We start from the raw sequence: 18,971 nt of genomic DNA on the forward strand, positions 1-18,971 counted from the left end.
CGCTTACGGACCGGAAACCTTCCTTTCCTGATCCGTCGTGGCGCTCTTGTGAGCGCGATCGAGAGCGTCTGCTGCGGCCTGATCGAGGGCTCGCCTGCCCAGATATCGATCCTGTGTCATCGACACTTTCGCGTGCCCGAGCTGGTCGGCGATCTGCCGCGCGGTGAGGCCGGCCCGGTCCAGCTCGGTCGCCGCGGTCTTACGGAAGACGTGGCTCGTGACCCAGGCGAACTCCTCGGAGCCACGGGCGTTGCGGAGGTCGCGGCTCGTGTTCGACGGATCCCGCCAGCCGCCGGCCGAGTCGGGGAACACCGGACCACGACCGCCCGAGGCGAGCTTGCGCCGGCGCAGCATCGCGACCGCGAAGGCAGGAAGCCGCAGGGTTCGCTCGCCTGCGGTGCTCTTAGTGCCCTTCCGGAGTAGGCCGACGCCGGTGATTCGGACGATCGTGTGCTCGATCTCGACCAGGCCGCCAGCCAAGTCGACCTCGTCCCAGCTCACCGCCAGAGCCTCCCCGATCCGCACGCCGGTGCCCAACATCCACTCGCAGAGATCCGGCAGGTCCTTCCGCACCGCGTCTTCGTCAGCGCGGAGACGGGAGATCCACTCGACTCGCTCGTTCGGCGTGAGCGCCCGCGGTGCTCGTCGAGGAGCGCTCGCGATCCGGCCGATGTCGCGGACCGGGTTCGAGCTGATGGCGCCGTGCCGGACGGCGAGGCCCAGCGACCCCGAGATCACGGTTCGCGCGATCTTGGCCGTTGCGCTGCCCTTGTGGAGCTGCAACGTCTGGATGACCCGGTCGAGGCGCGGCACGGTGATCTCTCGCAGCCGCAGCTCACCGACCGCCGGCAGGACGTGCACGTTCATGTTCAGCCGGTAGAGCTGCGCAGTGTTGGGCGACCGGAGCCCCTGTGCCACAGCGTGATTCACCGTCTCGATCCACTCCTCGGCCGCCACCCGGAACCGCGAGTCCCCGGTGAGCCCCGAGCTCGGGCCCTGGCGGGCACGGTCACGGAGGTCCTCGCGCAGCTTGTTCTTGGCAGCGGCCTCCGTTGGTCCGACCCGCTTGACCTTGCGGGTGACGCCGTCGTGGTCGCGGAACCTGGTCACGGCGCAGTAGCCGCCGCCGGGCAGCTTGTGCGTCGTGATGTTCCCGTAGGTGCCGATCGGCAGTGGCGGACGAGCCATCGTCAGCCCGCCTCGCGGTCCTGCGCATCGACCCACGCACGCACGTCCTCCGAGCGGTACCGGAGGTGGCGCCCGATGCGCTTTCCCTTGGGGCCGTAGCCGCTGCGGCGCCAGTGGTAGAGCGTCATCACCGGGACGCCGAGGTAGGTCGAGACGTCCTGCACGGTCCAGAGCCGAGCCGGTGGCGTGGCCATGGTGCTCCTTTCGATCGGGTCGGGCGGGGGAGTGGTGGCCGGTGCCATCGGTGCCTCTCAGCTGGTCAGGGACAGTTCCTCGCGGGCGGTGAGCCGTTGCGCGCGGGCGTTGGACGCCGCGGTGTTGGCGAGCAGGGCATCCGCGGTGGTGTGCCAGCCGATGCCCGCGAAGGCCAAGGAGTTGATGACGACGGTCGTCTCGTCCTCGCCGAGGTCCTGGCGCTCGTCCTCGGGGCCGGTGTCGCGGAGCTGGGCCCGGCGCCAGTCGCGGCGGGCTTGCCGCAGGGTGCCGAGGGTTGTGGAGTAGCGCCGGCTCTTGGTGGAGAAGTGCCCGCCGAAGCCGAGCATGTGGGCCCAGCGGCGCAGGCGGCCGTAGCCGGCGTTCCAGAGACCGAGCGGTGACTCCGGGTCGGAGGGGGCGCCGCCGTTGCGGATCCAGGCGGCGTGCTCCTGGCGGATCTGGGCAGACGGGCTGCCGAGGTCCCAGCAGGCCCGGATGAGCCGGCCGGGGTGAGTGGTCCGGATCCCGTGGATGCGGGCGGTCTCCTCGTCGAGGCGCTTGGAAGCGTGCCCGGTGATCTCGGTGGCCTTCGTGGCGTACTTGGCGAGGTAGCCGGCGACGGCGCCGGTGGTGATCTCGCCGCGGTCGTCGAGGTCGCGGACGGTGAGCCGGACCTGTCGGGGTTCGAGCTGGCTGCCCCAGGCGATCTCCCAGCCCTCGGCCCGGTCGGGGTGCGGCGGGGTGGTGAACGACGTTGCGCGCATGGCCTCGGCGAGCAGCTGCGCGAGGTGTCCGGCGCCGATCCCGAACGGTGGGGCGATGATCTTGTCGGGATCGAGGGGGTCGACGCCGTCGAGCCGCACCATGGCGTGGATGTGGGCGACTCCGCGGCGCTGGAACTCGGCGACCTTGGCGTAGGAGAGTCGCAGGCGGGCGCCGTAGCGGTCTCCGAGCCGTCGGAGGGCGCGGTTGGCGGTGTTGGTGGTGCGGCGCCACAGCTCGCCGGCGTAGCCGTTCCAGACGGCCTGGTGGGCGTGGTCGTAGCAGTCCAGGCACAGCGGCCGCCCGACAGCGGGGTCGTCGCGGTGGCGGGTGCGGCAGTCGAGGATAACGCCGTGCGGGCAGGTCTCGGGGTCGCGGCGGGGTCGGCAGGGGCGGCCGTCGCGGTGGTGGGCGTGGACCGCGCCGAAGCTGGGGGCGGTGCCGGTGAGGAACACGCAGGGGTGTTCGGCGACTGTGGCGGGGACGCCTTTGCCGCCGGCGAGTCCGGCGCGGACGAGTTGGAAGGTGTCGGCGCGGTAGGTCTCGGCGCAGGAGGGGCAGACGGTGGCGCGGCGGTTGCCGCAGGGCACGTAGATCACGCCGTCGGGCATGTCCGCGGTCGCGGTGCTGCGGGTGATCCGTCCGGTAGAGGTCTCGACGCGGTGGATCTCGCCGGTGAGCCGGATCGGGTGCGAGCAGCCCGCGGCCGCGGTGATGTGTCCGCGCCATCGGTCGAAGTCGGGCGAGCCGGCCCGGCGGACCAGCCCGTCGACGAGTCCCTCATTCATCGGGGGCGCCTTGCTGGCTCTACTGAGAACCGTCCCGCGCGCAGGGCTCGGCTGGTCTCGATCACCGAGTACACGCCGGGTGTCCTGTCGGTGGCGACGGCGATGGTCTGCTCGGCGCGGTTGACGGCGTCGCGGTCGTCGATGCCCTCGACGGTCAGGAACACCGTCACGGCGACCTGGTGCGCCTCCTTAGCACTCACCGGCACTGCACCCCCTCGATGGAGCCGTCCGGCAGGGCGCGAATCACGGCCCGCTCCCCGGCCTCACACGGGTCCACGACGGTGATCGACGAGGAGCCGACGTGGCCGGTGGGGGTGAGGGCGGCGCTCTCGGCTGCGCCGATGAGCCGGAGCACCACGATGACGGTGGCGACGGTGACGGCGAGCCCAGCGAGGAACTTGATCACCGGGACCTCCCGGGGTGGTGCGTGTCGCAGACCGAGCCGTGGCCGGCCCACCAGGCACGGCGGAGCAGGGAGGCGACCACGGCGATCGTCGGGACGTCCCAGCCCGCGAGCCACTCGATGATGCGGCGGTCGTACTCGCCGAGGGGGATGCTGTCGAGCTGTTCCATGATCGCGGAGCGGTTGTCAGCGTGGATGCGGGTGCGCCAGGCGTCATCGGACTCGATGCCGAAGGGCTGGCGCATGTCGTCCGGGACGTCGTAGGGCTCCCGGAGCCGGCGCGGGGACTGGTCGATCGGCCCGGGGATCATGCCGCGCTCCCGTCGCCCGCGATGCTGCTGATCTCGTTGTCGGACAGGTACGCGCAGCGCATCCGGCGCGGGATGCCACCTTCCGCGAGGAGGAGCCCGACCCCAGGTGTCGAGGGGTCGACCTGGGAGGCGTCGAAACCGCGCGCGTGCCAGCCGTGCCCGAGCACGATGTCGGAGCTGGTCTCGGTGGTGCAGCGGAATGCGAGCCGGTAGCCGAACAGGTCCCGCAGGCTCGTCGGGATGATGTCCGCACTGGGCCGCTGGGTCGCGGCGACGACGATGATCCCGGCGGCCCGACCGCGGGCGATCACGTCCCGGAGCAACAGCGAGAAGGTCTCGCGGGTCCGCTTGTCGCCCGCGGTCGCCGAGTAGTAGGCGAGTTCGTCGATCACCAGCATGATCGGCTGGTTGCCGTCTCCCCGGCTGATCTTGCGGAGCTTCCAGCCGTCGAGGTGGTCGTAGCGACCATCCATTTCCGTCTGCAGCTCGCGGAGCCGGTCGATCGCGTCGTCGAGCGAGGCGCCGACGAACACCTCCGCGCGATCGCGCCAGAGGCCCAGCTCGACGCGCTTGCCGTCCATGAGCCACAACCGGCAGTCCTCGGCCAGGGAAGCGTGGGCGACCACGTTGTTCAGCGCGCCCGACTTCCCGGCCCCGGGCTCCCCGGCGGTGAGCAGGTTCTTGTAGATCAGCGTGATGTCCACCGGACGACCGTTCTCGTCGATGCCGAGATAGACCGGGTCGTAGATCGACAGCGGGGCGATCTCGCGCCGGCTACGCATGGCCGGCCCCGTGGAAGGCCGGCGCAACCCGGGTGAGGGGCGAGACGACGGCGGGACCGGTCAGCGGATCGCGGCGGATGACCTCGATGAGGACGAACGCGGAAAGCCTGCGGTGCGGGGTGATCCGGACATCGGAGGCCACACAGGACACTGCGATGAACGACGCCGCGAGTTCGAGATCGTGCGCGTCGATCCCCGCTCGGAGAAGGACAAGAACCTGCTCGCCGGCGGCGCTCGGTCGAGCCCACAGCAGGAGCGGCACGTTGCCCGAGTAGTTCATGACGCGACGCTCGACGAACGTGGTCCGGATGCGGTGGCGGGTCATCACGGCCCACCCACGGCGGAGGACGTAGCGCCGGGAACCGGGCCAGAGGAGCACGACGAGCACCGCGGCGCCGAGCACCGTTCCCGCGGCCCAGGTCGGCATTCTGTTCACGAGCCAGACCCAGCAGGTGAGAGCCAGCGCCAGGACGAGCAGCTCGGCCCGCAGACGGATCAGCAGGCCCAGGATGCGAGCGGGTCGGGAGCGCTGCGGGCGGTGGAATGTCTCGAACGGCTCGGTCCGGATGAGCCGGTCCCGGGTGGAGCGGACGCGAGTGCTCATGGCCGCCTCCAATGGGCGAGGACGTCGGGGCCGGCGGGGCCGATGGCGTTGCCGGCGGTGTCGAGGAACGCGGTCGCGGCGCGGGCTGCGGTGCTCATCAGCTCGGAGTCGGTGCCGTGAAGGGCGAAGGTGTAGGCGGCGAAGTAGGCGGAGACCCAACCGAGGAGCACGGTCCGCCCGATGCTGAGCTCGTCGAGCTCGGCGGCCAGGTCCCGCCGGTGCGGATCGTCCGCGGCGAGGCGGTGGACCGTGTCGGCCAGGACGTCGACGCGGGCGGCGGCGGTGTCGAAGGCGCGGCTGAGGTCCTGGTAGGTGCGGTAGAGCCGGGCCGGGTCCGACGTCGCCGAGACCATGGTCAGTTCCTGCACGGTGATCACGCGCTCTTCGCAGCCGCGACCGTGCGGATCTCCGCGGCCCGGAAGGCGACGCCCTCCCGCCCGTTGCGCGACCAGGGCTGCGCGATGAGGTGGACGGGCGTGACCTGCTGGCCCTGCTGGAGCTGAGGCGGCTCGTGCGTGGCCAGAGTGACGACGATGGTGTCGGCGCCGCCCTCGTCCATCACGACGAGCTGAGCGGCCCACAGGGGCAGGCTGGTGCGACGGTCGAGGCGGTGGACGCCGTTGTCGTCGAGGCGGCGGTCGAACGGGCGGCCGACGGTGAAGCTCTTGCGGGAGACGTCGATCAACAGTTCCATGACGGTGGCCCTCCAGGGCATCGGGTGGGCTCCACCGAGCTGGTGTGGTGGAGCGGTTCCACCGTCACCCCGGATTCGTCTCGTCCGGCTGCCGTGGCTGTCTCACCTGCGATCAGGCAGACTCAACTAGTCTCATTTATGTCTCATATCTGGTAGACTGAGCTGGTCACCGAGTCATGAGGGGGTCGAGGTGGCCGACGGTCAGACGATGTTGAAGGCACTGTTGACGTCACGGCACATGCAGGAGCACAAGGCGTTCTGCAGGGCCTACGACAAGGCGGCCAAGCAGCTCGACGCGAGCCTCGTGGGGCGGACGCCGAGCAAGGCGACGTTCTACCGCTGGCTCGGCGGCGACCTGGCGAAGCTGCCGCATCCCGATCACTGCCGGGTCCTCGAAGCGATGTTCCCGGGCTGCCGTGCGGCCGAGCTGTTCGAGAAGTGGGACGAGCGCCGGCCCCTGCCCGACCTCGGACCCGCAACGCAGGCTGCGCGTCTCGCCGGCCATGCGGTCGAGACCCCGAAGCGCGCCGGCTACTCGGACCTGACTGCGGCGTTCGCGACCCGCGCGGAGTTCGCCGAGCACATGCCGCCACACACCTTGTTCGACCAGGCGTCGAGCATCCAGGCGGCCGGGCTGTCGCTCAACATGATCTGCCAGCAGTACAGCGACCAGCGACTCCGCACGACGCTGGCGGCAGGTGCCACCGTGCACGCGCTGTTCCTCGACCCGGACGGAGAGGCGATCAAGGCTCGTGAGGCCGAGGAGGGCCTGACACTCGGCGCCCTGTCCGGCCTGACCCGGCTCAACATCGACATGCTGCGCCGCATCCGCGACGAGCTGCCCGTCGAGGACCAGGACCGCATCGAGCTGCGCACGTACGACGAGCCGGTCCGCTTCAACATCACGATCGTCGACGGCCGCCAGGCCGTGGTGCAGCCCTACATGCCCGCGGTGCGCGGAGTGGACTCGCCAACCTTCGTCCTGCGCCGGCGCCCGGACGGCTCAGGCATGTTCGGCAGCTTCGAGCGTGTCCTGACGACCCTGTGGGACAGCGGGAAGGCCTGTGCCTAAGACTGGGCGGGTGCCGCCCACTCTCGCCGAGCTGCTGCCGATCGCAACCGAGGCAGTCGACCGAGCCGCACGAATGATCCGGGAGCGCGCGCCCGGGCGGGTCGTGATGAAGGGCGACCGCGATCCTGCCACCGAGGTTGACTACGCCGTTGAGGATGAGGTTCGTAGGTATCTCCGAGCGATGGCACCCGATGTAGCGTTTCTCGGAGAGGAAGGTGGACATTCAGGACGGTCCGACGCCGAGTTCACCTGGGCACTCGATCCGATTGACGGCACAGTAAACTTTATGCACGGTCTTCCATTGTGCGCTGTATCTCTTGCGTTGATCAGCGGTAGCAGACCTGTCCTGGGAGTCGTGGATGTCCCATTCTTGGATCTTCACTACTCGGCTGTTGCTGGCGGTGGAGCCTTTAGGGGGTCGCAGCAGGTTTCGCCAGCTCCCCTTCAAAGCCTAGGATCGGCAGTAGTAGCCGTTGGCGACTACGCGGTAGGTGTTGGCTCAGTTGAAAAGAATGCCGACAGGATTCGTATCACCCAGCGGCTTGCGGAGAACGTCGAGCGAGTCCGCATGTTTGGGTCAGCTGCAATTGACCTTGTTTGGGTTGCAGAGGGCCGCATCGGGGCGAGCGTTATGCTCTCAAACAATCCATGGGATACCGCTGCTGGGGTCCTCATTGCACGCGAAAGCGGAGCCAATGTTGTAGATCGGCACGGTCGGCCGCACGGTCTGCACTCAGAATCGGTCGTCGCTGTTGCGCCAGGAATAATGGCGGCGCTACTGCCTCTCCTTGATGACCTCTAAGGGGTCAACAAGTCGGTAGCGCCTTGCCTCCGCGGTCATTTGGCGAGATGTATACCTCGGAGATCCAGCCCGTTGCTCCGCTCGCATTGCTTGCGCGATACCAGAGAGAACTGGTAATCCGTTCGGGATTATTGTCATCGGCTGTAGCGTTCGCGTTGTCGTTTCCATTTGTCATGCTCGCGCCGTTGGAATGACATGTTGCTGTTAGAACTACGCCGCTGCTCATATCAGTGTTGGCGACCGCGCAGCCGTCTCGTTTACAGAAGGGCTTCATCGCGGTCGAGAGGTACGCCGGGGTCGAGTCCTCGGTCGTTCCGGTCGCGCCAGCAGTGATCTTGTTTGACACGGTGATCTTAGCTGTGACTGGCGCAGCGGGAGGCGCGGGGTTCGGGTTTGGCGCAGGTTTCGGTGCCGGATTGGGGGCTGGTGCAGGGTTTGGCGCCGGTGCGGGGTTTGGTGCTGGCGCACTCGGCTGTGGTGCGGCAGGCGGCGCCTTCGAGGTGGTCACATACTGCTGCCAGTTGGGGGGATCGCCCACCTTGCAGGAGCCATCGCCAATGTAAGACTGAATATCGAACACATCTCCGCACAGGAAGTTGTCAGCAATCTTGAAGCCAATCTTCCGGGCAATCGACTTGGGTAGACTCTTAATACCTTCTTTTAGTAGGCACTTCGCGATACCAGGCAAACCGCCGGTGGCGCTTGTAACGCACTTCAGTAGTTTGACCGGAGACAGGGACGATAGATTCGCAACAACTCGACCGTCGATGTAGCTGGATTCTTCGATTCGCCATTCGCCATTGACTTGATGCGCGAAGAGGTTGCTCGCTGATGCGCTACTAGAGCTGTCTGGAAGCCCGACCTCCACCAATCCGTTCCATGCGGACGTAATGTGGACCTCGTACTCGTCTTGTGCAACCCCCGTAATCTCGACTTTCCCGTCCTGTGCCAACGTCCCTGGCGGAACAACCACGCGCACGCCGTCCGGTGACAGCACCGTGCCGCCGGCTGCGGCACTCACCTGTTGCGAGAGTGGCGGTGCACTAGTTGTGGGCGTTGTACATCCCGCTACCACAATTACTGCGGAGATTGCTAGAATTCGAATGCGCACTGTTGCGGATCTCCAGCTGAAGTGGGCGGGCCATCGCACGTTACTCCACTTTAGGGTGACGTCGTACTGGCGAGCGCCGAGGCGCCGAAAATGCGCGCTAGGCGGTACTTCTGGCAACACCCAGTCTGGCTCTGTGACACCAGCGGCTGGGGCAAGGCAAGTCCGGAGTTCGACCCGGGGAGAACCTTCTGTACGTCTTCAAGCCCCGGCCCTGGCGGGCCGGGGCACTGCCCTCTATGCGCGCTCGGCCCTTGCCGCTCCGCTCCCGGGCCGGCGCGCCCGGGCAGTGCCCAACCGCGGACCGAGCTGAGACGTTGAAGGACCCCGGGGCGAGTGCGGGGCATCCTCGTCCGCAGCCAGCGTCATAGACCGCACCGGGCGCATCAACCCCGCTGCGCGCATCTCGACGCCGGCCCCGGCCCGGACCTCGAGGCGAGCTGCCTGATCCGATCGGGGGCCGGGGCCGGCGTCGAGCTGTTCCAGGGTTGACCCACCCGGCGCGGTCCATGAGGCAGCGGGGACGACGAGGATGGGGGAGGAGCGACCAGGGCCGGGAAGTCCGCTGGCGGGCACCGCTTACCTCCCGCTAACCGCCACACGAGCTCACCAACGGCAGCAGACAGCCGCAGGTGTCGCGGAGACGTTCCGGCATGTCATGACAGCTTTCCGGCGCCAGTGGCAGTTTGTCGCAGGTCTTGATCCTGGATCGCAGGGTTACTGGTTCGAGTCCAGTCGGAGGAGCCACACTCCCAGTTCCGAGGCTCACCGGCGAACGTCGCTTTCGCGTGCGTGAGCTGATCCGCGATCTGCCTCGCCGGGACGCCGGCGCGGTCGAACTCCGTTGCGGGCGTCTTGCTGAGCACCTGGCCGGTGACTCGCGGCGAACTCACCCGGATGACCGGGCGTGATCGTCCCACTGGATCGTCCGCGGCTCACCCCTGCCGGAGTTGGTCCGTGGCGTCCGGGGGGTCGGTGAGGATCCCCGACAGGTCCCAGCTGCGGGGGGTGCGGCGGCTCTGTTCCAGGACGGCCGTGTGGACCCCGCCCAGGTGGGTGCGCATGACCTCGGCGGCCTCCGCTCCTTCGCCCCGGCGCAGGGCCGCGGTCACGGCGAAGTGGTCCTGGTGCAGGCAGCCCTTGTTCGGGTCGACCCCGAACTTGACGATGGCCAGGCAGGTCAGGGCGGTGAGCTCCAGCAGGTACTTGGTGCAGAGCGGATTGCCCCCCATCTCCGCGAGCCGGACGTGGAAGGCGCCGGAGAGCTCGACGGCGATGTCCCGGTCGCCGACCCGCTGGGCCTCCACCTGTCGCTCGGCGATCTCGTCGAGCGAGCGCAGACCCTCCTCGGTGGCCCGGCCGGCGAGGTCGGCCACCAGGAACGTCTCGATCGCGATGCGGGCGTCCCGCACGTGGGCGACCTGCTCGGGGGTCGGGCTGGCGACGAAGGCGCCGCGCTTCGGGTAGTAGTCCACGATCCCGTCGGACGCGAGCCTGATCAGGACGCGCCGCACCACCTCGCGGTTCACGCCGAAGATGTCGCACAGCTTCACCTCGGCGAGCTTCGTGCCCGGCCCGAGGCGGTTGCGCAGGATCGCCTCGCGGATCCGCGTGTAGATCTGGTCGCCCGGGAGGTCGCGGCCGAAGGCCGCCGCGCCCTGACCGGCCGCAGCTATCGCGCTGCCCACCGTCGTACCCGCTTTCTGCCGGACCGTGCTCCCCGCGGCCGAGCGCGGGAAGTGTGTCGTCGCTGCACAGAGGGATACCACATCCGCCCGCTCGGCGGCGCGGCCGTGGACGCTGCCGAAAGTAGTCGGAGCTGGTCGGCGCTCGGCATCGTGCCTGGTCAGAGGCCTGCCCTCCGCGAGATTCTTGTTAACAATCGCTCTGATACTTGTTGACAGGTGCGCGGGGAGCGTGCAACCGTTGCGCCACCTCATCGACCGACGCCCCCCATGTGGCAGGCGGACCGTCTCTTCGCGGCGGGCGGGTCGGCAGCGGTGGAGGCAGGCGGATGGGCTGTCCGCAGGACCAGGCCGGGCAGCAGCACGGACGTACGCGTTAATCGCGTACCCGGGCATCGCCGACCGATGACATCGGAATTCAGGTTTCGCCAGAGCTGTCAGAACGTGCACCCGGCGCTGGCACTGATCGGCTCGGAGGACACCAATGACCGGAGAAGCCGTTCCCGCGCAGGACGGGGCAGTCGCGCCGCCGCCGGACCACAGCCGCCGCACCATCGCCTTCGTCTGTGTGATCTGCGGTCTGGCCTGGATCATGTCCGTGTACGACTTCACGCTGTTCGGCACCCTGCTCCCGGCCATCGCCGCGGACTTCGGGTGGTCGAGTGCCGAGGCCGCGACCGTCAACACGATCTGCCAGGTCGGGATCTTCCTCGTCTCGCTCGTCCCCGGCCCGCTCATCGACCGGTTGGGCCGCAAGCGGGCGCTGATCATCCTGATGATCGGCGGGACGCTCGTGTCCGGGCTCACCGGCCTGGCCATGGGGGCGCTCAGCCTGATCGTGATCCGCTCGCTCTCCGGGCTGTCGCTGGCCGAGGAGGTCGTCAACGCGGTCTACCTCAGCGAGATGCTCGAGAAGATCAGGCGGCGCGGTCTGATCTACAGCCTCGTCCAGAGCGGCTGGCCGATCGGCGCCCTGCTCGGGGCGGGTGTCTGTGCCGTCACGCTGCCGCTCGTCGGCTGGCGCTGGTCCTTCGGGGTCGCCGCGCTCGCCACCCTGATCATCATCCCGTTCGCCCTGAGGCTGCCGGAGTCCCGGCGCGCCCAGGCAGCTCCGGCCGAGGCGCCGAAGGAGAAGCGCAGGCTCACCGCCGAGCTGCGGATCCTCTTCGCGCCGCACCTGCGCCGGCACACCCTCGCGATGTGCGGGGCGTGGCTGTTCAACTGGTTCGGGAACCAGGTGCTGACGGTCCTGGGCACGACCGTGCTCATCGAGGCCAAGGGGATCCCGCTCGAGCGGAGCCTGGTGATCCTCGTGGTGTCCAACGTCGCGGCGTTCGTCGGGTACGTCGTCCACGGCTGGCTGGGCGACCGGTTCGGCCGGCGCAACACGATCGTCCGCAGCTGGGCGATCGGGGCGGTGCTCAGTGTGGTGCTGCTGCTCGGCCCGGCCAACGAGCCGTTCGTGTTCGTCGCCTACTCCCTGTTCCTGTTCTTCCAGCTCGGCCCGTACGCCGCCCTGCTGTTCTACATGGGCGAGTCGTTCCCGGAGGAGGCCCGGGGGAGCGGGGCGAACCTCGCGCACGCCCTGGCCCCCGTCGGCAGCATCTTCGGTTCCGGCATCCTCGCCGCGATGCTGGCGTTCGGCGTGTCGATGTCCTGGTCGGCGATCGTGGCCGGCTCGATCTTCCTCGCCGTGTCCGCGGTGTGCATGAGGTTCGGCGCCGACGACCGGGAGCTGCGCCGGCAGCGAACCGCCGCCGCCCCCGCCGATCGGTCGCTGCGCAGCAGCGGGAAGGAGCTCCGATGACCACCCAGGACGCACCGGTCGATCTCGTCGTCACGAACGGCGTCGTCGTCAACGCCTCGCACCGTCAGCCGGCCACGGTCGTGGTGCACGAGGGCCGGGTCACGGCCCTGCTCGATCCCGCGGCGCCGGTCCCGGCCGCCCGCCGGGAGGTCGATGCCGGGGGTCGGTTCGTGCTGCCCGGAGGGGTCGACCCGCACTGTCACATCGGGGAGATCGTGGGCGACCACGCGGGCCAGGACGACTACGCGAGCGCCACGATCGCCGCGCTGCACGGCGGGACGACCACCGTGGTGAACTTCGCCATCCCGGAGGGGGATCGGGAGACGTCGGTCGAGTGTGCCCGGCGGCGGCTCGCGGAGGGCGCCGTGGCACGCACCGACCACGCGTTGCACGGGGGCCTGGTCCGGTGGGACCCGGATCTGGTGGAGCAGATCGGCGAGCTCGGCGCGATGGGCATCCGGACCATCAAGATGTTCACGACGTACCGCGGTGAGCGGATGGTCGAGCCGGAGGTCGTGCTGGAGGTCCTGCGCACCCTGCACCGCCTCGGCGGGATGGGGTACGTCCACGCCGAGGCCGACCACGTGATCGAGGACGCGCTGGCCCTCTGCGCCGAGAAGGGCCGGATCGACGCGTCCCACCTGGCCGAGACCCGGCCGGAGCTGGCGGAGAACGCGGCCGTGGCGCAGGTCCTGGCCACGGCGCAGCACCTGTCCGCGCCGGTCTACTTCGTCCACCAGTCGACCCCCGAGGCCGTGGCCCAGGTCCGCGCGGCCCGCCGCGAAGGGCTCCGCGCCTACACCGAGACCTGCCCGCACTACCTGCTGCTCGACGAGTCGGTGTACACCAAGCCGAATGCCGAGGGCTACGTGTGCTGCCCGCCCCTGCGGCCGGAGCGGAGCCGGACCGGCCTGGTCACCGCGGCGGTCGTCGGCGACGTCGACACCATCGGCTCGGACCACTGCTGCTTCACCCTCGAGCAGAAGAGCGCCACCCGCCACGACGTGCGGCACATGCCGAACGGGCTGCCGGGCGTCGAGACGCGGATCCCGGCGGCCTTCACGGCGCTGGTGAGCGGTGCCGGGGTCTCGCTCGAACGCTTCGTGGCACTGACCTCGACCAACGCGGCGCGGCTCAACGGGCTGCACGCCAAGGGCTGGATCGGCCCGGGTGCCGACGCGGACCTCTACACCGTCGACCCCGCGGCCTTCCGCACGACCGAGGCCGCGGACCTCCACATGGCCACCGACTACACCCCCTACCAGGGCCTCGCCCTGGCCGGCTGGCCCGCTCACGTGGTCGCCGGCGGGCGGGTGGTCCTCGACCAGGACGGGTTCCACGATCCCGGACCGGTCGGCCGCTTCCTCGAGACCCATCCCCTGGACGACGCCCTGCTCACCTGAGGTCCCGCGGCCCCGCCGGACCGGAGACAACGAGGAAGGTCATGACCACACAGCCTGCATCGCCCGACACCGTCCTGGTCACCGGCGCCGCCGGGCTGCTCGGCCGGGCGGTGGTCCACCGGCTCCGCGGCCGCGGCACCCAGGTCGTCGCCACCGACGTCGCCCCGGGCCTCGAGGACGTGATCGGGTGCGACGTCACCGACGCGGCCGTCGTCGAGACGCTGATCGCCCGGGAGGGCGTGACCGGTGTCATCCACTGTGGAGCGATCTCCGGGCCGATGGTCGCCCGCGGTGCGCCCCGGACCATCGTCGACGTCAACGTGGACGGGACGGCGAACCTGCTCGAGGCGGCACGCCTCCACGGCCTGCGCCGCGTCGTGATCTGTTCGTCCCTCACCGTCTACGGGCCGACCGACGCGGCGGCGGTGACGGAGACGATGGCGACGAACCCCACGAGCGTCTACGCGGCCAGCAAGGTCGCCGGCGAGGCGCTCATGCTCGCCTACGCCGCCCAGCACGGCGTCGACGGTGTGGCGCTGCGCATCGGGACGGTGTACGGCCCGGGCCGGCGGACCGCCTGCTTCGTGCGGACCGTGCTGGAGGACGCGCGGGACGGCAGACGCACGGAGCTGCCGTTCGGCCGCGACTTCCCCCGCCAGTACCTGTACGTCGACGACGCCGCCGACGCCCTCGTGCTCGCCTGGGACGCCGAGACCGTCCCGAGCCGGGTCTACAACATCGGCGGGGGCTCCTACCTCACGATGCGCGGGGTGGCCGACGCGGCGGCGGACGTCGTCCCCGGTGTCGACGTGCAGCTGGGCGAGGGCCCCGATCCCGACGACCCCGACCGGCAGGGCCCGCTGTCGACCGAGCGGGCGGCGTCCGAGCTCGGCTACCGTCCGAAATGGACCCTTGCGGAGGGCCTCGAGGCGTACGCCGCGTGGCTGCAGGGCGAGGAGGAGCGTCGTGGCTGATCCCTTCGACCTCAGCGGCCGGACCGCCGTGGTGACCGGCGGGAGCCGGGGCATCGGCGCCGGCATCGTGGAGCTGTTCGTGCAGCACGGGGCCACTGTGGCGTTCTGTCACCGCGACGACGACGCGAACGCGGCGGCGCTGTGCGCCCGGCTCGACCCCGACGGGACCGGCCGGGTGGTCTCGCGCTCCTGCGACGTGGCCGACGTCGCGGAGGTGGACGCGCTCGCCGCCTGGGCCGCCGAGACGGTCGGGCACGTCGACATCGTCGTCACCTCCGCCGGGGTCGGCGGCGGGGACCTGCCCTTCACCGAGATCGACCCGGGGGAGTGGGACCGGGTGGTCGGGGTCAACCTGCGCGGGACCTACCTCGTGGCCCGCGCCTTCTACGAGCCGATGCGGCAGCGCGGCGCCGGGCGCATCATCACCATCTCCTCGCAGCTGGCCTACAAGGGTGGCGTCGGGCTGGCGCACTACTGCGCGTCGAAGGCCGGGGTGGTCGGCCTGACCCGCGCGCTGGCCCTGGAGGCGGCCCCGTTCGGCGTCCTGGTGAACGGGATCGCCCCGGGCCCCGTCGACACCGCCCTGCTCAACGGGCACAGCGACGGCTGGCTGCGGGACAAGAAGGCCTCGCTGCCCCTGGGGCGTGTCGGTCAGGTCGAGGAGATCGCCCCCACCGCACTGCTGCTGGCGTCCGAGGCCGGCTCCAACTACGTCGGGCAGACCTTGTCGCCCAACGGCGGCGATGTTCTGCTCTGAGGCGACCACTCGCGTGCACACCCCAGGAGGCGACTCGATGACGCGACCACGACTCCCGGGCAGCGCCGCCGCGCTACGGCTCACGGCGAACTGCTCGATCCTGTTCCCCGACCTGCCGCTGCTCGACCGGCCCGCGGCCGCCCGGGCCGCCGGCTTCGACGCCGTCGAGTTCTGGTGGCCCTTCGACCTGACCGTCCCCGACGAGGCGGAGGTCGCGGGGTTCACCTCGGCCGTGCTCGACGCGGGCGTGGAGCTCACCGGCCTGAACCTGCCGGCGGGCGACATGCCGGCGGGCGAACGCGGCATCCTGTCGGACCCGTCCCGGTCCGCGGAGTTCCGCGACGGCGTCGCGGTGGCGGTCGCGATCGGCGCCCGGCTGGGCGTCGTGGGCTTCAACGCGCTGTACGGCAACCGCCTCGACGGGGTGGAGCCCGCCGACCAGGACGCGCTCGCCACGGAGAACCTCGCGTTCGCGGGGGAGGCCGTGGCCGCCATCGGCGCGACCCTGCTCATCGAGCCGCTCAGCGGCGTGGACCGCTATCCCCTCCGGACGGCGGCCCAGGCGCTCGCCGTCGTCGACCGGGTGCGCGAGGAGCACGGCGTGGAGTCGCTGCGGCTGCTCGCGGACCTCTACCACCTCGCGACCAACGGGGACGACGTCGACGCCGTGCTCGACACGAGCACCGACCGGGTCGGGCACGTGCAGATCGCCGACGCCCCGGGCCGCGGCGAGCCGGGCACGGGGGAGCTCCCGCTGCAGACGTGGCTGGAAGGGCTGGCCGGGCGTGGGTACGCGGGACTCGTGGGCCTGGAGTACAGGCCCGTCACCGCGGATCCCTTCGCCTGGCTGCACCGCGTCGCGGACCGGGCCTGACCACCGCTGGAGGACACGATGACCACCATCGGCTTCATCGGCCTGGGGATCATGGGCAGCCCCATGGCCGTCCACCTCGCCCGCGCCGGGCACGCCGTGGCCGGGTACAACCGCTCGCCGGAGAAGACCGGGCCGCTGGTCGAGGCCGGCGGCCGGGCCGCGGACTCGATCGCCGACGCGGTGCGGGAGGCCGACGTCGTCGCGCTGATGCTGCCGGACTCCCCGGACGTGACCCGGGTGCTGACCGGGGAGGACGGCGTGTTCGCCCACGCGGCCCCGGGCAGCCTCGTGATCGACTTCTCGACGATCCGGCCCGACGTCACGACCGAGCTGCACGCCCGGGCCGTCGACCGGGGCCTGCGGCTGGTCGACGCGCCGGTCTCGGGAGGCCAGGCCGGGGCGGAGGCCGCCAGCCTGTCGATCATGGTCGGGGGCGCGGCGGAGGACGTGGAGGCCGCCCGGCCCGTGCTGGAGACGGTGGGCAGCACCGTCGTGCACGTCGGCCCGAGCGGCGCCGGCCAGACGGTCAAGGCCGCCAACCAGCTGATCGTCGCGGGGAACATCGCGCTGCTCGCCGAGGCGCTGGTGTTCCTGGAGGCGCACGGCGCGGACCTGCCCGCCGCCGTCGAGGTGCTCGGCGGCGGCCTCGCGGGCTCCGCCGTGCTGACCCAGAAGGCGGCGAAGATGCTCACCCGGGACTTCGGTCCCGGGTTCCGGATCGACCTGCACCACAAGGACCTCGGCATCGTCACCGCGGCCGCGCGGGAGGCGGAGGTCCCCCTCGCGGTCGGTGGGATCGTCGCCCAGCTCGTGGCGGCCACCCGAGCGGCCGGCGACGGCTCGCTCGACCATTCCGCGCTCTACCGCACCATCGCCCGGCTCGCCGGGCGCAGCCCGTGGGACCCGACCCCGTAGGAGGACCGAATGCCCAGGATGCGCGCCGCCGACGCCGCCGTCCGGATCCTCGAGCTCGAAGGGGCGATGCAGACCTTCGGCGTCCCCGGAGCCGCGATCAACCCGTTCTACGCCGCCATGCGGGCGCACGGCGGGATCGCCCACGTGCTCGCCCGCCACGTCGAGGGCGCCGCCCACATGGCCGAGGGGTACACCCGGTCGAAGGCGGGCAACATCGGGGTCTGCGTCGGGACCTCGGGCCCGGCCGGGACCGACATGATCACCGGGCTCTACTCCGCCGCCGCGGACTCGACCCCGATCCTGGCCGTCACCGGTCAGGCCACCCGGTCGCCCGCCTGCACAAGGAGGACTTCCAGGCGGTCGACATCGCCTCGATCGCGAAGCCGGTCACCAAGATGGCGATGACCGTGCTGGAGGCCGCGCAGGTGCCAGGCGCGTTCGCGCAGGCCTTCCACCTCATGCGGTCCGGCCGTCCGGGGCCGGTCCTCATCGATCTGCCGCTCGACGTCCAGCTGACCGAGATCGAGTTCGACCCGCAGACCTACCGGCCCCTTCCGGTCCACCGCCCCGCCGCGAGCATCGAACAGGCCCGCAAGGCTCTCGACCTGCTGTGCGCCGGCGAGCGGCCGCTCATCGTGGCGGGCGGCGGCATCATCAACGCCGATGCGTCCGACGCGCTCGTCGAGCTCGCCGAGCTTCTCGGTGTCCCGGTGGTCCCGACCCTGATGGGCTGGGGATCCATCCCGGACGACCATCCCCTCGCGGCCGGGATGGTCGGTCTGCAGACCTCCCACCGGTACGGCAACGCGACCTTCCTGGCCTCCGACGCGGTGCTGGGCATCGGCAACCGCTGGGCGAACCGGCACACCGGCTCGCTCGAGACGTACCGGGGCGACCGGACCTTCGTGCACATCGACATCGAACCGACCCAGATCGGCCGGGTGTTCGCCCCGGACTACGGGATCGTGTCCGACGCGGGTGCGGCGCTGGAGATGCTGCTGGTCGCGGCCGGCGAGCGCAGAGCGGCAGGGACCCTGCCCGACCGCCGCGAGTGGGCCGACCAGTGCCGCCGACGCAAGGCGACGCTCCTGCGCCGGACGCACTTCACCGACGTGCCGATCAAGCCGCAGCGCGTGTACGAGGAGATGAACCGGGTCTTCGGCCCCGAGACCCGCTACGTGACGACGATCGGGCTGTCGCAGATCGCCGCCGCCCAGTTCCTGCACGTGTACCGGCCCCGGCACTGGATCAACTGCGGGCAGGCGGGCCCGCTCGGCTGGACCATCCCGGCCGCCCTCGGCGCGGTCACGGCGGACCGGGAGAACCCGGTGGTCGCCCTCTCCGGCGACTACGACTTCCAGTTCATGATGGAGGAGCTCGCCGCCGGTGCGCAGTTCCAGCTCCCGTACGTGCACGTGCTGGTGAACAACTCCTACCTCGGCCTGATCCGCCAGGCCCAGCGCGCCTTCGAGATGGACTTCCACGTGCAGCTGGGTTTCGACAACATCAACACCCGGGACGATCCCGACGTCGAGGTGCCGGCGCCCAAGGGGTACGGAGTGGACCACGTGGTCGTCGCGGAGGGACTCGGGTGCCTCGGACTGCGGGTGACCGATCCCGAGGAGATCGCCCCCACCCTGAGACGGGCGAGCGTGCTCGCCCGCGAGCACAAGGTCCCGGTGGTGGTCGAGGTCGTGCTCGAGCGGGTCACGAACATCGCGATGGGCGGGTCGGACATCGACGCGGTCACCGAGTACGAGGAGCTGGCCGAGGAGCCCTGGCACGCGCCGACGGCGCTGGGCCCCCTCATGGGCTGATCGCGGCCGTCCCCTGACGCACTCCGCGGT

Annotated in this window: 20 protein-coding genes and 1 pseudogene; 9 read left to right on the forward strand and 12 right to left on the reverse strand. The window is 70.4% G+C overall.

The features are described from left to right. Window positions 1-3: 3 nt before the first annotated feature. From ABD324_RS25555 to ABD324_RS25600, 10 genes are all read right to left on the reverse strand, one after another. Complete coding sequence (locus tag ABD324_RS25555; protein WP_344422186.1) at window positions 4-957, reverse strand: site-specific integrase; 954 nt, start codon at window positions 955-957, stop codon at window positions 4-6. Window positions 958-1,190: 233 nt separating this feature from the next. Continuing rightward, the gene (locus ABD324_RS25560; RefSeq protein WP_344422189.1) at window positions 1,191-1,382 is read right to left on the reverse strand and encodes a helix-turn-helix transcriptional regulator; all 192 of its coding nucleotides are present in this window, start codon (window positions 1,380-1,382) and stop codon (window positions 1,191-1,193) included. Between the two features lie 57 nt (window positions 1,383-1,439). Beyond that, on the reverse strand, window positions 1,440-2,933 hold the full coding sequence (locus ABD324_RS25565; RefSeq protein ID WP_344422191.1) for a replication initiator: 1,494 nt from the start codon (window positions 2,931-2,933) through the stop codon (window positions 1,440-1,442). Next, window positions 2,930-3,133: a hypothetical protein gene (locus ABD324_RS25570; protein ID WP_344422193.1), complete on the reverse strand. Its 204-nt coding sequence runs from the start codon at window positions 3,131-3,133 to the stop codon at window positions 2,930-2,932. The genes ABD324_RS25565 and ABD324_RS25570 overlap by 4 nt, the downstream gene beginning before the upstream one ends. After that, window positions 3,130-3,339, reverse strand: coding sequence for a hypothetical protein (locus ABD324_RS25575; protein ID WP_344422196.1), 210 nt, complete (start codon window positions 3,337-3,339; stop codon window positions 3,130-3,132). The genes ABD324_RS25570 and ABD324_RS25575 overlap by 4 nt, the downstream gene beginning before the upstream one ends. Beyond that, entirely contained in the window at window positions 3,336-3,647 is a 312-nt protein-coding gene (locus ABD324_RS25580) for a hypothetical protein (protein ID WP_344422198.1), read from the reverse strand. Before ABD324_RS25580 ends, ABD324_RS25575 begins: the two co-directional genes overlap by 4 nt. After that, window positions 3,644-4,429 (reverse strand): FtsK/SpoIIIE domain-containing protein, encoded by a 786-nt coding sequence (locus tag ABD324_RS25585; protein ID WP_344422201.1) that lies wholly within the window; start codon window positions 4,427-4,429, stop codon window positions 3,644-3,646. Before ABD324_RS25585 ends, ABD324_RS25580 begins: the two co-directional genes overlap by 4 nt. Next, window positions 4,422-5,033 carry a hypothetical protein gene (locus ABD324_RS25590; RefSeq protein ID WP_344422204.1) on the reverse strand — a complete coding sequence of 204 codons (612 nt, stop codon included), beginning with the start codon at window positions 5,031-5,033 and terminating at the stop codon, window positions 4,422-4,424. Before ABD324_RS25590 ends, ABD324_RS25585 begins: the two co-directional genes overlap by 8 nt. Then, window positions 5,030-5,410: a hypothetical protein gene (locus ABD324_RS25595; RefSeq protein ID WP_344422207.1), complete on the reverse strand. Its 381-nt coding sequence runs from the start codon at window positions 5,408-5,410 to the stop codon at window positions 5,030-5,032. Before ABD324_RS25595 ends, ABD324_RS25590 begins: the two co-directional genes overlap by 4 nt. Continuing rightward, on the reverse strand, window positions 5,407-5,727 hold the full coding sequence (locus ABD324_RS25600) for a hypothetical protein (protein WP_344422210.1): 321 nt from the start codon (window positions 5,725-5,727) through the stop codon (window positions 5,407-5,409). Before ABD324_RS25600 ends, ABD324_RS25595 begins: the two co-directional genes overlap by 4 nt. 208 nt (window positions 5,728-5,935) lie before the next feature. Between ABD324_RS25600 and ABD324_RS25605 the strand changes: the two genes are divergently transcribed. Both ABD324_RS25605 and ABD324_RS25610 read left to right on the forward strand, forming a co-directional pair. Beyond that, complete coding sequence (locus ABD324_RS25605; protein ID WP_344422213.1) at window positions 5,936-6,799, forward strand: DUF5919 domain-containing protein; 864 nt, start codon at window positions 5,936-5,938, stop codon at window positions 6,797-6,799. 10 nt (window positions 6,800-6,809) lie between these two features. Further along, window positions 6,810-7,601, forward strand: coding sequence for an inositol monophosphatase family protein (locus ABD324_RS25610; RefSeq protein WP_344422216.1), 792 nt, complete (start codon window positions 6,810-6,812; stop codon window positions 7,599-7,601). A gap of 4 nt (window positions 7,602-7,605) precedes the next feature. Here the strand turns inward: ABD324_RS25610 and ABD324_RS25615 are convergent, their stop codons facing one another. Next, window positions 7,606-8,622: a hypothetical protein gene (locus ABD324_RS25615; RefSeq protein ID WP_344422220.1), complete on the reverse strand. Its 1,017-nt coding sequence runs from the start codon at window positions 8,620-8,622 to the stop codon at window positions 7,606-7,608. Between the two features lie 1,022 nt (window positions 8,623-9,644). Beyond that, on the reverse strand, window positions 9,645-10,397 hold the full coding sequence (locus ABD324_RS25620; protein WP_344422223.1) for a GntR family transcriptional regulator: 753 nt from the start codon (window positions 10,395-10,397) through the stop codon (window positions 9,645-9,647). Window positions 10,398-10,878: 481 nt separating this feature from the next. Between ABD324_RS25620 and ABD324_RS25625 the strand changes: the two genes are divergently transcribed. The 7 genes and pseudogenes from ABD324_RS25625 (at window position 10,879) to gcl (ending at window position 18,941) form a co-directional block, all read left to right on the forward strand. Further along, window positions 10,879-12,201, forward strand: coding sequence for an MFS transporter (locus ABD324_RS25625; protein ID WP_344422226.1), 1,323 nt, complete (start codon window positions 10,879-10,881; stop codon window positions 12,199-12,201). After that, entirely contained in the window at window positions 12,198-13,604 is a 1,407-nt protein-coding gene (locus ABD324_RS25630) for an amidohydrolase family protein (RefSeq protein WP_344422229.1), read from the forward strand. Before ABD324_RS25625 ends, ABD324_RS25630 begins: the two co-directional genes overlap by 4 nt. Window positions 13,605-13,645: 41 nt before the next feature. Beyond that, window positions 13,646-14,578 (forward strand): NAD-dependent epimerase/dehydratase family protein, encoded by a 933-nt coding sequence (locus ABD324_RS25635; RefSeq protein ID WP_344422232.1) that lies wholly within the window; start codon window positions 13,646-13,648, stop codon window positions 14,576-14,578. Next, the gene (locus ABD324_RS25640; RefSeq protein WP_344422235.1) at window positions 14,571-15,335 is read left to right on the forward strand and encodes an SDR family NAD(P)-dependent oxidoreductase; all 765 of its coding nucleotides are present in this window, start codon (window positions 14,571-14,573) and stop codon (window positions 15,333-15,335) included. Before ABD324_RS25635 ends, ABD324_RS25640 begins: the two co-directional genes overlap by 8 nt. A gap of 37 nt (window positions 15,336-15,372) precedes the next feature. Continuing rightward, entirely contained in the window at window positions 15,373-16,209 is an 837-nt protein-coding gene (locus ABD324_RS25645; RefSeq protein ID WP_344422238.1) for a hydroxypyruvate isomerase family protein, read from the forward strand. Between the two features lie 18 nt (window positions 16,210-16,227). Next, entirely contained in the window at window positions 16,228-17,124 is an 897-nt protein-coding gene (locus ABD324_RS25650; RefSeq protein ID WP_344422242.1) for an NAD(P)-dependent oxidoreductase, read from the forward strand. A gap of 9 nt (window positions 17,125-17,133) precedes the next feature. Beyond that, a pseudogene (gcl, locus tag ABD324_RS25655) lies at window positions 17,134-18,941 on the forward strand (glyoxylate carboligase). Window positions 18,942-18,971 lie beyond the last annotated feature (30 nt).

It is taken from the genome of Pseudonocardia ailaonensis (genome assembly GCF_039531635.1).
GTDB lineage: Bacteria > Actinomycetota > Actinomycetes > Mycobacteriales > Pseudonocardiaceae > Pseudonocardia > Pseudonocardia ailaonensis.